At 59.5% G+C, this 12,265-nt stretch carries 14 protein-coding genes and 1 tRNA gene; 9 read left to right on the forward strand and 6 right to left on the reverse strand.

Going from position 1 to position 12,265, the window contains the following annotated elements:
* The first annotated feature begins 937 nt into the window (after positions 1-937).
* From MOE34_RS01565 to MOE34_RS01575, 3 genes are read left to right on the forward strand one after another with little or no spacing between them, the layout of a single operon-like run.
* Complete coding sequence (locus MOE34_RS01565; protein WP_242220203.1) at positions 938-1,366, forward strand: hypothetical protein; 429 nt, start codon at positions 938-940, stop codon at positions 1,364-1,366.
* Positions 1,363-1,863: a hypothetical protein gene (locus MOE34_RS01570; RefSeq protein ID WP_242220206.1), complete on the forward strand. Its 501-nt coding sequence runs from the start codon at positions 1,363-1,365 to the stop codon at positions 1,861-1,863. The genes MOE34_RS01565 and MOE34_RS01570 overlap by 4 nt, the downstream gene beginning before the upstream one ends.
* Positions 1,845-2,354: a virion core protein, T7 gp14 family gene (locus tag MOE34_RS01575; protein WP_242220208.1), complete on the forward strand. Its 510-nt coding sequence runs from the start codon at positions 1,845-1,847 to the stop codon at positions 2,352-2,354. Before MOE34_RS01570 ends, MOE34_RS01575 begins: the two co-directional genes overlap by 19 nt.
* A 103-nt stretch (positions 2,355-2,457) precedes the next feature.
* Here MOE34_RS01575 and MOE34_RS01580 read toward each other — a convergent pair whose 3' ends face one another.
* The 4 genes from MOE34_RS01580 to MOE34_RS01595 form a co-directional block, all read right to left on the reverse strand.
* A complete protein-coding gene (locus tag MOE34_RS01580) occupies positions 2,458-2,946 on the reverse strand; it encodes a hypothetical protein (RefSeq protein WP_242220211.1) in 489 nt (162 codons plus the stop codon).
* 104 nt (positions 2,947-3,050) lie between these two features.
* On the reverse strand, positions 3,051-3,254 hold the full coding sequence (locus MOE34_RS01585; protein ID WP_242220213.1) for a hypothetical protein: 204 nt from the start codon (positions 3,252-3,254) through the stop codon (positions 3,051-3,053).
* Between the two features lie 2 nt (positions 3,255-3,256).
* Positions 3,257-3,535 (reverse strand): hypothetical protein, encoded by a 279-nt coding sequence (locus tag MOE34_RS01590; protein WP_242220215.1) that lies wholly within the window; start codon positions 3,533-3,535, stop codon positions 3,257-3,259.
* 985 nt (positions 3,536-4,520) lie between these two features.
* Positions 4,521-4,841 (reverse strand): DUF3992 domain-containing protein, encoded by a 321-nt coding sequence (locus MOE34_RS01595; protein WP_242223685.1) that lies wholly within the window; start codon positions 4,839-4,841, stop codon positions 4,521-4,523.
* Positions 4,842-5,053: 212 nt separating this feature from the next.
* Here MOE34_RS01595 and MOE34_RS01600 point away from each other — a divergent pair, with 212 nt between their 5' ends.
* From MOE34_RS01600 to MOE34_RS01610, 3 genes are all read left to right on the forward strand, one after another.
* The gene (locus tag MOE34_RS01600) at positions 5,054-5,602 is read left to right on the forward strand and encodes a BRO-N domain-containing protein (protein ID WP_242220217.1); all 549 of its coding nucleotides are present in this window, start codon (positions 5,054-5,056) and stop codon (positions 5,600-5,602) included.
* Between the two features lie 215 nt (positions 5,603-5,817).
* On the forward strand, positions 5,818-6,366 hold the full coding sequence (locus MOE34_RS01605) for a hypothetical protein (protein WP_242220220.1): 549 nt from the start codon (positions 5,818-5,820) through the stop codon (positions 6,364-6,366).
* A 133-nt stretch (positions 6,367-6,499) separates the two neighbouring features.
* Positions 6,500-7,156, forward strand: a complete 657-nt coding sequence (locus tag MOE34_RS01610) for a recombinase family protein (protein ID WP_242220222.1) — start codon at positions 6,500-6,502, stop codon at positions 7,154-7,156.
* A gap of 322 nt (positions 7,157-7,478) precedes the next feature.
* On the opposite strand, the gene MOE34_RS01615 is transcribed toward MOE34_RS01610, so the two are convergent.
* Both MOE34_RS01615 and MOE34_RS01620 read right to left on the reverse strand, forming a co-directional pair.
* A tRNA-Ala gene (locus tag MOE34_RS01615) sits at positions 7,479-7,554 on the reverse strand.
* A gap of 147 nt (positions 7,555-7,701) precedes the next feature.
* The gene (locus tag MOE34_RS01620; RefSeq protein WP_242220225.1) at positions 7,702-8,091 is read right to left on the reverse strand and encodes a TIGR02300 family protein; all 390 of its coding nucleotides are present in this window, start codon (positions 8,089-8,091) and stop codon (positions 7,702-7,704) included.
* Positions 8,092-8,348: 257 nt separating this feature from the next.
* Here MOE34_RS01620 and aroA point away from each other — a divergent pair, with 257 nt between their 5' ends.
* From aroA to rpsA, 3 genes are all read left to right on the forward strand, one after another.
* Positions 8,349-9,716: a 3-phosphoshikimate 1-carboxyvinyltransferase gene (gene aroA / locus MOE34_RS01625; RefSeq protein WP_242220228.1), complete on the forward strand. Its 1,368-nt coding sequence runs from the start codon at positions 8,349-8,351 to the stop codon at positions 9,714-9,716.
* Positions 9,716-10,348, forward strand: coding sequence for a (d)CMP kinase (gene cmk, locus MOE34_RS01630; RefSeq protein WP_242220230.1), 633 nt, complete (start codon positions 9,716-9,718; stop codon positions 10,346-10,348). Before aroA ends, cmk begins: the two co-directional genes overlap by 1 nt.
* Before the next feature lie 165 nt (positions 10,349-10,513).
* Positions 10,514-12,220 carry a 30S ribosomal protein S1 gene (rpsA, locus tag MOE34_RS01635; protein ID WP_242220232.1) on the forward strand — a complete coding sequence of 569 codons (1,707 nt, stop codon included), beginning with the start codon at positions 10,514-10,516 and terminating at the stop codon, positions 12,218-12,220.
* Positions 12,221-12,265 lie beyond the last annotated feature (45 nt).

Raw genomic sequence — 12,265 nt, forward strand, 5'->3', positions numbered from 1 at the left:
AGCCGACAATTACCTCCCACTATAGAGAACCCCGAGCCGCCTTATCGCCTCTGCCGGTTCACCCACGGGCCTCCTTCCGTCTCCACCAGACCCGCGTTCTTTCTGTTGCGGTAAAGGCGTTTCAGCGCGTTTCGGCGGGTGGCCGGTAGGTTGCCCTCCGGGGCCAGCGATGACGCTCAGTGTGCGTGTGGAAAGCCGGGATAATTAACGCCACATACTGAGAAGAGCGTGACTCTGGGATCGCAGGCAATTATCCGCCCATACTGTACATACGAACAAAATCTTTCGAGCAACCGACGCGGCTTGGATTGCAGGAAAGACAAGAACGTTGCTTTGCCGAAGACAAAATCCGCTGGCGAAGAAAAAATCTAACCCGCCCTTGAATTCACATTTGCCTAACATTATTCGCGTGTGCGCGTCTTTAAGTTACCTATAGTTATATAAGGTTTCTTTCTAGGTTTAAGAAGAAGTATTCCACCTAAGATAACCTTCAGCTTCTCCCGGTCTCCTCGGGTAAACCTTCCATCTCCTCCTTCATCGTCTCCATCCCCTTGTCTTTTTATCCCGCATGTCTTCGCCCTCCCGCGACGTGCGGTCCAAGGATGCTGCCTTGTAGATCGCTTACGCCTCCCGGCGGTGTGCTTTGCTTGATCTCGGCGGCATCCTTGGTGTTCTTCCTAATCCCGCATCCTCCATCGCCGCCAGACCCACGCCCTTTCTGTTGCGGTAGGAGCGATTTAGCGCGTTCGTCGTCTTCCGTGACCGATGACACCCGAGAGTCCCTCGCGGCTCTCCACGGCTGACATTTCCAGCCGCTCCATCCACCGCCACCTCATCACCCCATCCGCCCCGGCTTCACCACCGGGCGTCTCAGCGCGTCCTCAAGATGCGCACTTTCTCCGGGCAACCGCCCGTCCACTGGCAAAGGTATCCAGATTTGAACACCGCCACCACCATCACCATTGAACTCTTCGGCTCCTTCGGCGCTCGCCACGTTGAAGGCGGCACCAGCGTTGATCGCGCCAAGTGCACCCGCAAGGACACAGCGAAAAGCCCGATACCGGTTCTCTGCCGACTTCTGCTCAAACAGGGTCATGACCCGCAGGAGCGCGTCCATGTCATCCGCAAGGCGTTGGACCGGGAAGGCTTCATCCCAGTCTTCCGTCGCGACCGCACTCTGGCGGCATGGGCCGGGACCGATATGGTCGAAAGCGATACGCGCTCCCTCCACCCCGTCCGATACCGTGCATTTCCTGACTCCGTAGGCGTCAAGGACGCGCAAGACGGGGGCGAGGTAGGCAAGGGTAGCTCCGAACCCAAACGCCTCTCCACGGCTTCCACCGCAACACTGGGAGTCGCCGCATGACTCTGGCCTCCGCTTACCTCATCCGCGAACTCCAGCCGGACGACCTCGACTACATCGCCGCCAATCTCCGCGCCGCCGACGCGAGGGAACTCCGGGCGGCTTCCGGCCACTCGAACTACCGCGACCGCCTCACCATGGCTGTTGCCGAGTCCTCAGAGGTCCGCATCGTGGAGCACGACGGGCGACCTATACTTGTCTTCGGCTTCGCGCCGCTGGACGAGACCACGGCAGGAGTATGGGCCGTGGGAACCTCTACGGTCTCCCGGTTCCGCGCTCCGCTGGTGCGAGAGACCCGCAATGTCATCCGCCGATGGTTCGAGGAGCATTCCAAGCTGCGATACCTCGTCAACTTCACCCATGCCAGCAACCGCCTCTATCTTCGCTGGCTCCGGTCAATCGGTGCGACGGTATTCCCAAGGAAACCCATAGGATTTCAGGGGGAACTCTTCCGCCCGTTCGTGATCGAAAGGAGCGCAGCGTGTGCGACCCCGGTATGATCCTTGGGCTTGCCTCCGGTGCCGCCTCCGCCATTGGTGAGGCCCAAGCCGCCGATGCCAACATGGACCAATCCATTCGGCAAGCGAAGCTGGAGCACGCTACCCAAGAGCAGGAGCGGTTGATCCAGGTCGATGGCGCAAACAAGGAAGGCTATCAGGCTCAGCTTGAGGGCGACCGCGCCGCATCGGCCGTCCGCGCCATGGGCGAGGGAATGGGCGGGGCCACGGCGGGACAACAGGTTGCCGAGCAACGCCGCCAGACTGCCTTGTCCATAGAGAACGCGAAGGACCGGAAGTCAGCCGCCAATGCAAACTATGCAATGGCCGGGAAGCATTCCCAGATCAACGCTCAGAACGATATCAACCGCCAAGCCATCAGCCCCATGACTTCGTTCTTCAACATCGCCTCGTCCGGTGCTTCTGGCTACGGCACGTTGGGCGACTTCCCGTCCGGTAAATCCGCCACGACACCGGCAGGGCGCTTCAAGTGATCTCTCAGGAGGGTGGGCCTTCGGGCCTACCCCTTTTTGTCACTGCCAACTACGAGTATTAGTTTGCCCGAATTCAAAGCAAACTCGGACTGGCGAAGCGCCGTTACGTGGCGGTGCAGAGGCTAATGCCCTTCTTCACGAACATTTCCCATTTCGGCCCCAAGGTCTCCTTCGCGGAAATCGCCTGAGACGCGCCGGGTTCTCCTTCGCGGAACATGCGGATGGCGTAAGACTGATCGTAGGAGCCGGTAACGATTGTCGGTCCCGGCTGGTAAACCGTCGTTGCGTTGTAAGTTCCGTAGCCGCCGTACACGTTCGCAGTGCCGTAGGTGTTGTAGTGGCCGGGAAGCTGCGTGACGCTGACGCTATCCGATGCACCAGCGCCTGTTATGATGTAGCGATCATAACCAGCTTTGATGGTCTCGATAGCGGCTTGCTTCTCGGCCACCCGAGCGGCCCCGATGCTTCCACACATGGGTTCCGCGCTGGTCTTGATAATAGCGGTGTTCTGCGACGTCCTGACGGCGGTCGAGCTTGTGCAACCCGATATGGCGATACCGCCGAGCAGGACGACTACAGCAATCTTCTTCAACTTCTGCCCCCTAGATATTCTCCTTTCGGCACAATGCATAATTGAAGAGCGGAGACAAGCGGTGGTTTTAGGTTGCTAACACCGCAAGGTCCCGTAGTTCCCCGTCAGCGCCCTCTGGCCGCGTTGTCGGTGACTTCATACGTCACCGCGCCGGGAGGCATCGCGCGTTCCGCCCGTTCGTTGGCGTTCTCGATGCTGTATGCCTTGAGGGTCTCCGCGAGGATGAAGCGGTTCCCGGTGCCGTAATAGGCGACCGTGAAGAACCCGAGGCGATCCCCGGCGCGTCTTGTTCTGTCTCTCCTCGCCATCGTCACGCCGCCGCGTTCCGGCTGACTTCGCGGTTTGCCATGATCATCATGACAGCCGCCGCCCGGATATGCTGAGGACCGACAGCGATTGCCGCTTGGTCTTCGACAATCTGGAAGTCGGCAATGCTTCTCTTGTCGCGGCTCTTATGCACCTCGTCCCATGCTGCCTCGCAAGCCTCCCAGTAGCCGGTTGCCATAATCGTTCCGGTGCGAAGCGCTGCTCCGCATTCCGTGTAGTAGACAACGCCGAAGGTGCGCGGTGCGGGTCTTGTCTTTGCCATGGTCCCGAAATCTCCTCTGAGTGAACCGCGAGTGTCGCGGCGGGACCTCCTATTGCTCACATCAAAGCGCCGAATAAAAGCACTAAATTTGGAGATATTCTCAGGAATATCAAAGGCTTCGTTATCGAAGATAATGGCGAAACGGCTCTGCCATGGATATCCGGGCGGTGTCCGCGAGAGAACCCGGAGGTCTCTTCGGTTGCGGAGGAAATGAAAAAGTTCGCGTGGCGAGCGCCGGTCGGGGGGGGGGCACCTCAGATGAACTTAATCAACAGAGGCAACATCAAGAGAAATGCGAGAACACTGGACGCAATCGCGGCGGCAATCCCGGCGGCTTTTTCTGCTTTCGTTTTGTGCATGGCTGCTCCCCATTTTTTGCATTCCAAGCTTCAGGCCTATGCAAGCCGCGTATGGATGCGGAGTCAATACCGATGATCCCTATATCCTCGATAGGAACCTTGAAGGGGTGCTGGGGATGAGAAAACACCCAAACGCCGCAGCGGTCGGATTGCCGAGAACATGGGTGAGTTGAATCAGTAGGCCTATACGGACGGACGCAACACCTGCGAAAATGGCCGATGCGGTGAACCCGTTGCCACCCGCCATCTTGGCAAATGACAAAAAAGACCCCCGGCTTGGCTCTTCCGGGGGCCTTGAGTTCTTCTTGAGGAGGGACAAGATGCTGCCATCATTCTGCACGGGGACGTATACAGAGCGAGACAAGTGGGAGAGTAAATAAAGAAAACGCTAATGTAAATAGGGGTAGCAAAATGCAACCCGTTCAGTCGGCTCCGGCTGACGAAAGGGGGCTAGTCAAACTGCCCGGCTTCCGTTGCCATTCCGCACCCCAAAACGCCTCTCCACCGTCGATGCGTCGTCAGGAAATCGTCTTGCAAAAGCAAAGCCCCCGCAGATTGCTCCACGGGGGCGAACAGTGGCTGACGATGTTCTGTATCAGATACGCCCGACAGGCGTCCCTGGCACCTTATTCATTGATGGTGTATTCGCCGAGTTCGCAGAGGTTCTGGGTGTCGGTTGTCGTGTCGAGTTCATCGCCTTGGAACTCGAACTTCATATCGTATTTACAGACATCACGCCCATCCTTGATGGTAATTTCCATCGACTCACCCGGATTGAGAACCTGATTACCAAAAACATCTTCCTCCCAGCTTTCGACGCCAACAGGCGAGGTGTGGAAGTTATTCAGGACGGAGCCTGTGCCGTTCTTCAGCGTGAAGACGAGGTCTTCAGCGTGCGCTGCTCCAGTTGCAAGAGTGAACGCAATCGCAAGAACGGCATATTTCATATTCTTCATATTAAACAACCCCATAAGCCCACAATCAGGCGGTGGGATTAGAGCGTCTCGAACCTTAACGTAATGTGAACGGATGGCCGGGGTGATCGGAGTCGAGAAGACTGAGTGCGGTCGCCTGTAAGCGAGGCGTGGTTCGGAAGAGACACATGTCAGGCATGGGTCTCTTCTCCGGCATTTCAAGCCGCGAACCTGTGAGATTGCACATGAACGACAACAAACCTGTTTCTCTTTTCCGGTTCAATAAGCAGCAGATCAGGGTGGTTGAGATCGATAGCGACCCCTGGTTCGTCACGACTGACGTCTGTCGGTGCTTGGATATGAGCGTCTTGAAGGGAACCCACAGATACCTCGGGGCACTGCATTCTGATGAGAAACGAGTGGTGACGAATCGAGACTACCGCGATCTGTTTGCGGTAGGCGGGAGAGTGGCTCCAACCTACACCCTCATCTCCGAGAGCGGCCTCTACAAGCTCATCATGCGCTCTGATAAGCCCGAGGCGAAAGCCTTCCAGAACTGGGTGACCCGCGAAGTCCTCCCCTCGATCCGCAAGAACGGCGGGTACATCAAGGATCAGGAGAAGGTCGCGACCGGTGAGATGTCCGGCGAGGAGCTTGCCCTGCGCGGCTACGAAGCTCTCATGAAGATTTACGAGGACATGAAGGTGAGGGCGGAGAGGGCGGGACTGAAGGTTTCCCCGAGGGAACCCCGCGACCTTTTTCCGAAAAATCTGTTTCGGCTTACATGTATATAGCCCAAGCCTAAATCCCCCCGTACCGGGGTGGGGCGCATATAGTGGCCCCTATACCCGACCCCCCGGCACACCTTGGCGGCATACCTCTGGAGCAGGGGTGCTTGCTGTTGCGGTGGGGGACACTGGAGGGCCTTGGGGTCTCCGGGCGGTAGGGGTGCCAGAAAGAGTGCGGCCACTTTGAATGCCTCCTAGCACAACAGAGGACAGGCTGGTAGGTGAGTAGAACCGGACTGATAGGCGCTATTCCAGATTGCGAGGATGACATGTCTGCTCAATTACATTCGCTTACGTTGCCGGGTCCAATGCTGCGGCGCGGCTTCTGGCTTTACGTTTGGGTTGTCGAGACCCCCAAGGGGCAAATGCATTATGTTGGACGAACCGGCGACAACTCCAGCCCCCACGCAACCGCTCCATACACCCGCATGGGGCAGCATCTCGGGTTTGCCTCAAACCAGAATGCGCTACGGCGGCACTTGCGCGAGCAGCAGATCGAGCCGGAAGAATGCGTCTCTTTCGACCTTGTGGCCTTTGGACCCCTTTACGGTGAGGTCGAAAAACAAGATGGCCTCACCAGAGATGACCTCATGGCAAAGCATACGCCGATACGGAATGCCGTTGGGGCGCTGGAGAAAGCACTAGCAGAGGGTCTTGCTGCGGCTGGATACCACGTCCTGAATACGGTGAAGTGGAAGCATCCGCACGAAGTTGACGGCTGGAATGCGGTTCGTGCCGCGTTTTCCGAGAGGTTCCCCGGTCTCGCATAGCGCTTTCATTTAGGTATATCTCAGGCGAAGTGATGAAAGTCCCGGCAAATCGCACTTCGATAAATGGTATTGACAATGTAAAGCGAAGCAGTAATATCGAAGCTACCCAAAGCGAATTATGGAGCTTCACGCCATGTTTATCCGCGCCTACCTTCGCGCCTCCACTAAAGAGCAAGATGCTACCCGTGCCAAGGTAGACCTCCAGCGCTTCGTTGATGAGCGCGGCCTTCCGATTGCTGCTTCCTATGTCGAGAACGAGAGCGGCGCATCCCTCCAGCGCCCGGAACTCTTCCGCCTCCTATCCGATTGCCAGCCGGGGGATGTGCTTCTGGTGGAGCAGGTGGACCGTCTCAGCCGCCTCAATGCCGCCGACTGGGAGAAGCTCAAGGCGGAGATTGCCGCCAAGCGTGTCCGCGTCGTGGCGCTGGACCTTCCAACCTCGCATCAATTGATCCAACAGGGCGGCGATGAGTTCTCCTCCCGGATGCTTGATGCCATCAACGGCATGATGCTCGACATGCTGGCGGCTATCGCTCGCAAGGACTACGAGGACCGCAGGAGGCGACAGGCGCAAGGGATTGAGAAAGCGAAGGGGAAGGGGGCCTACAAGGGGAGGCCTGAGGACGAGGAGCGCAATGCGGCCCTCATGAGGATGCTCAAGGCTGGCATGTCATACAAGACGATTATCGACAGCACGAAGGTGAAGCGGAAGGATAAGCCGGGGTTTGATAAGGTCTCCACGTCTACGCTGGCGAGATTGGCGAAGAGGATCAAGGACGAGGCGACGTAGCGGCATATTACGTTCGTGCCCCTCCCCACATTTTTCCACCTATACCAATCCCACTCGGGAAACCCGGAGTTTCACACATGATCGACGCAATACAGGCAATCTTTTGGGCCGTGGTTTGGCTGGCAGCCGCCGCCTCAGTCCTCGGCATGACCGTGGTCCCGCTGTCCTTGTTCGTGGAGGATCGGATCAAGCGGCGAAGGGTGAAGGCGAAATAGCAGGCGGGTGGGGGAGCATTCTGGGTACGCGAGTGGGTACTCAGGATAAATCTCTATCCACTAATATTGCAGTGATTTCAGATATTTATATAGGAAAAAAGGCGGATTGGTGGAGCTAAGCGGGATCGAACCGCTGACCTCTTGCATGCCATGCAAGCGCTCTCCCAGCTGAGCTATAGCCCCATAACGGGTCCGGCAGAGCCGGTTTCCGGGAACCGAAGCGGCGTTGCCGTTCGGGTGTGGCGGCTTATTACTTCCGGGCTTCGGAGATGGCAAGCCGAAAAATGAAATCCGACCGATTTTTTTGAAACCGGCCGGATTATCAAGGTCTTAAGCTTCGTCTTCGTCGCCGGTGACGCCGATGAGGTCGCTCATGTCGTCATCGTCGTCGTCTTCGTCCTGTTCAAGGAACGTGTCGTCGTCGTCGCCGTCGATCTCGACGTCGTCGTCGCCGAGATCCGGCAGATCGTCGCCACCTGCCGCATCCTCGTCGGCGTCCTCGAGCGAGACGAGTTCGACTTCCGTGTTCTCGGTATCGACTTCGTTTGCGTCTTCTTCCTCTTCCTTCTCAAGAACGGCCGCGGCCGAGGTTTCCTCGAAGAAGGAGAGGGGATAGGTCTTGCCCGTGTAGGGCGAGACGATCGGGTCGCGGTTCAGGTCGTAGAACTTCTTGCCCGTTTCCGGGTCGATGCGTTTGGTGCCGAGTTCCGGTTTTGCCACTGTCAAAGCCTCTCAGGTGCCGTTTTTCTTGCCGGCGGGGCCGGTGTTTCCGGCGCGTTGAAGGGGAAAATGATTAGCCGGTCCCCATAATGGTCTTGCGCAATCCTGTCAAAGCCAAACTTCGCGGGACACGGCGACGGTCTTTCTGCCGAATGTTTTCGGGCAGGATGATGACGCTTTAAATCGTTTGTGATAGCAAGCCCGCACTTTCCCGGGCGATCCCGCCGGGGAACCGTGGAATTACAAGGAAGACGCCCATGTCGCACGGCGCCATCGCACGGCCCGCAACCGCCCGCAAATCCTCCGGCCTTTCCGGAACCGTCCGCATTCCCGGCGACAAGTCGATTTCGCACCGTTCCTTCATGTTCGGCGGCCTTGCCAGCGGCGAGACGCGCATTACGGGCCTACTCGAGGGCGAGGACGTCATCAACACGGGCAAGGCCATGCAGGCCATGGGCGCCAAAATCCGCAAGGAAGGCGATACCTGGATCATCAACGGTGTCGGCAACGGCGCGCTGCTCGCGCCGCAGGCGCCGCTCGATTTCGGCAATGCCGGCACCGGCTGCCGCCTCACCATGGGCCTCGTCGGCGTCTATGATTTCGATTCCACCTTCATCGGCGATGCCTCGCTGACCAAGCGCCCGATGGGCCGCGTGCTGAACCCGCTGCGCGAAATGGGCGTGCAGGTCACCTCCGCTGAGGGTGATCGTCTTCCGGTGACATTGCGTGGGCCAAAGACGCCGACGCCGATCACCTATCGTGTGCCGATGGCCTCCGCGCAGGTGAAGTCCGCCGTGCTGCTCGCCGGTCTCAACACGCCCGGCATCACGACCGTCATCGAGCCGATCATGACGCGCGACCACACCGAGAAGATGCTGCAGGGTTTTGGCGCGAACCTGACGGTCGATACCGATGCCGACGGCGTACGCACCATTCGTCTCGAAGGCCGCGGCAAGCTGACGGGCCAGGTCATCGACGTGCCTGGCGACCCGTCCTCGACGGCCTTCCCGCTGGTGGCGGCGCTACTCGTGCCGGGCTCCGACGTCACCATTCTCAACGTGCTCATGAACCCGACGCGCACCGGCCTCATCCTGACGCTGCAGGAAATGGGCGCTGACATCGAAATCCTGAATGCGCGCCTTGCCGGCGGCGAAGACATGGCGGACCTGCGCGTGTGCTCGTCTGCGCTGAAGGGCGTCACGGTGCCGGAAGACCGCGCGCCGTCGATGATTGACGAATATCCGGTCCTCGCTGTCGCGGCCGCCTTCGCCGAAGGCACGACCGTCATGAACGGCCTCGACGAACTGCGCGTCAAGGAAAGCGACCGTCTTTCGGCCGTCGCCGATGGCCTCAAGCTCAACGGCGTCGATTGCGACGAGGGCGAAGCCTCGCTTGTCGTGCGCGGCCGCCCGGACGGCAAGGGTCTCGGCAATGCCTCGGGCGCTGCCGTCGCGACCTATCTCGATCACCGCATCGCCATGAGCTTCCTCGTCATGGGCCTCGTCTCGGAGAATCCCGTCACGGTCGACGACGCCACGATGATCGCGACGAGCTTCCCCGAATTCATGGACCTGATGACCGGCCTCGGCGCGAGGATCGAGCTTCACGATACGAAGGCCGCCTGATGACCTTCACCATCGCCATCGACGGTCCTGCCGCCGCCGGCAAGGGCACGCTCTCCCGCCGCATCGCGGAGGAGTATGGCTTCCATCACCTCGATACGGGGCTGACCTATCGGGCGACGGCGAAGGCCCTGTTGGATCGTGGCCTGCCGCTCGATGACGAGGCGGTCGCGGCCGATGTGGCGAAAAACCTCGATCTCGGTGGGCTCGAACGCTCCGTGCTGTCGGCCCACGCCATCGGCGAGGCGGCCTCGAAGATTGCTGTCATGCCCTCGGTGCGCCGGGCGCTGGTCGAGGCGCAGCAGGGTTTTGCCGCCCGCGAGCCGGGCACGGTGCTTGACGGGCGCGATATCGGCACGGTCGTCTGCCCCAAGGCGCCGGTAAAGCTCTATGTCACGGCCTCAGCCGAAGTGCGCGCGAAGCGCCGCCACGACGAGATCGTTGCCGGTGGCGGGGTGGCCGATTATGGGACGATCCTCGACGATATTCGCCGCCGCGACGAGCGCGACATGGGCCGGGCGGACAGTCCACTGAAGCCTGCTGACGATGCGCACTTGCTCGATACCTCGGAAATGAGTATAGAGGCCGCGTTTTCCGCGGCAAAGTCGTTCATCGACGCCGCGCTTAAGCGCTAGCAACGCCAGGAAAAGTGCGGAAGCGGTTTTCCGTCCGGTGTTGCGAAACATAAGAACAAGGCCTGTCCCCGCGCCGGATTTGCTGCCCAAGGGCAGCGGATAGCGCCTCGTTCATTACCAACGCTAACCCCCGGCGCCCGTGCCTTTGGCACATCAGGAGTTTCAATGTCTCAAGCAAACCCCACGCGCGAAGATTTCGCAGCCCTTCTGCAGGAATCCTTCGCCGCTAACGATCTCGCCGAAGGCTATGTCGCCAAGGGCATCGTTACCGCGATCGAAAAGGACGTCGCCATCGTCGACGTCGGCCTCAAGGTTGAAGGTCGCGTTCCGCTGAAGGAATTCGGCGCCAAGTCCAAGGACGGCACGCTGAAGGTCGGCGACGAAGTCGAAGTCTACGTCGAGCGCATCGAAAACGCGCTTGGTGAAGCTGTTCTCTCGCGCGAAAAGGCTCGCCGCGAAGAAAGCTGGGCCAAGCTCGAAGTCAAGTTCGAAGCCGGCGAGCGCGTCGAAGGCGTCATCTTCAACCAGGTCAAGGGTGGCTTCACCGTCGATCTCGACGGCGCCGTTGCCTTCCTGCCGCGTTCGCAGGTCGACATCCGTCCGATCCGCGACGTCACGCCGCTCATGCACAACCCGCAGCCCTTCGAAATCCTCAAGATGGACAAGCGCCGCGGCAACATCGTCGTTTCGCGCCGCACGGTTCTGGAAGAGTCGCGCGCCGAGCAGCGTTCTGAAATCGTTCAGAACCTCGAAGAAGGCCAGGTTGTTGACGGCGTCGTCAAGAACATCACCGATTACGGTGCGTTCGTTGACCTCGGCGGCATCGACGGCCTGCTGCACGTCACCGACATGGCCTGGCGCCGCGTCAACCATCCGTCGGAGATCCTGTCCATTGGCCAGCAGGTCAAGGTTCAGATCATCCGCATCAACCAGGAAACCCACCGCATCTCGCTCGGCATGAAGCAGCTCGAGTCGGATCCGTGGGATGGCATCGGCACGAAGTACCCGGTCGGCAAGAAGATCTCCGGCACCGTCACGAACATCACCGACTACGGTGCGTTCGTCGAGCTGGAGCCGGGCATCGAAGGCCTGATCCACATCTCCGAAATGTCCTGGACCAAGAAGAACGTACATCCCGGCAAGATCCTGTCCACGAGCCAGGAAGTCGACGTTGTCGTTCTCGAAGTCGACCCGACGAAGCGCCGCATCTCGCTCGGTCTCAAGCAGACCCTCGAGAACCCGTGGCAGGCCTTCGCGCACAGCCACCCGGCTGGCACGGAAGTCGAAGGCGAAGTCAAGAACAAGACCGAATTCGGCCTGTTCATCGGCCTCGACGGCGACGTGGACGGCATGGTTCACCTGTCGGACCTCGACTGGAACCGTCCGGGCGAGCAGGTCATCGAAGAGTTCAACAAGGGCGACGTCGTCAAGGCTGTTGTTCTGGATGTGGACGTCGACAAGGAGCGCATCTCGCTCGGCATCAAGCAGCTCGGCCGTGACTCGGTCGGTGAAGCTGCTGCTTCCGGCGACCTGCGCAAGAACGCCGTCGTTTCGGCTGAAGTCATCGCGGTCAACGATGGCGGCATCGAAGTGAAGCTCGTCAACCACGAAGACATCACCGCGTTCATCCGTCGCGGCGACCTGTCGCGTGACCGTGACGAACAGCGTCCGGAGCGTTTCTCGGTCGGCCAGACCGTCGACGCCCGCGTCCTGAACTTCTCGAAGAAGGATCGCAAGATCCAGCTTTCGATCAAGGCGCTGGAAATCGCCGAAGAGAAGGAAGCCGTCGCACAGTTCGGTTCGTCCGACTCGGGCGCTTCGCTCGGCGACATCCTCGGCGCGGCTCTGAAGAACCGCAACAACGCCGAGTAAGCCTTCGCTTACGAAACAAGAAGCCCGCGGAGAGCGATCTCCGCG

Source organism: Shinella zoogloeoides (assembly GCF_022682305.1).
GTDB classification, from domain to species: Bacteria; Pseudomonadota; Alphaproteobacteria; order Rhizobiales; family Rhizobiaceae; genus Shinella; species Shinella zoogloeoides_B.

What these genes read in the sequence shown, in the direction of transcription:
- MOE34_RS01570 (WP_242220206.1), top strand. Translation starts at nt 1,363, where the DNA reads ATGACTCTGGCCTCCGCTTACCTCATCCGCGAACTCCAGCCGGACGAC.
- MOE34_RS01585 (WP_242220213.1), bottom strand. Translation starts at nt 3,254, where the DNA reads ATGGCGAGGAGAGACAGAACAAGACGCGCCGGGGATCGCCTCGGGTTC.
- MOE34_RS01590 (WP_242220215.1), bottom strand. Translation starts at nt 3,535, where the DNA reads ATGGCAAAGACAAGACCCGCACCGCGCACCTTCGGCGTTGTCTACTAC.
- MOE34_RS01595 (WP_242223685.1), bottom strand. Translation starts at nt 4,841, where the DNA reads ATGAAATATGCCGTTCTTGCGATTGCGTTCACTCTTGCAACTGGAGCA.
- MOE34_RS01600 (WP_242220217.1), top strand. Translation starts at nt 5,054, where the DNA reads ATGAACGACAACAAACCTGTTTCTCTTTTCCGGTTCAATAAGCAGCAG.
- MOE34_RS01610 (WP_242220222.1), top strand. Translation starts at nt 6,500, where the DNA reads ATGTTTATCCGCGCCTACCTTCGCGCCTCCACTAAAGAGCAAGATGCT.
- aroA (WP_242220228.1), top strand. Translation starts at nt 8,349, where the DNA reads ATGTCGCACGGCGCCATCGCACGGCCCGCAACCGCCCGCAAATCCTCC.
- cmk (WP_242220230.1), top strand. Translation starts at nt 9,716, where the DNA reads ATGACCTTCACCATCGCCATCGACGGTCCTGCCGCCGCCGGCAAGGGC.
- rpsA (WP_242220232.1), top strand. Translation starts at nt 10,514, where the DNA reads ATGTCTCAAGCAAACCCCACGCGCGAAGATTTCGCAGCCCTTCTGCAG.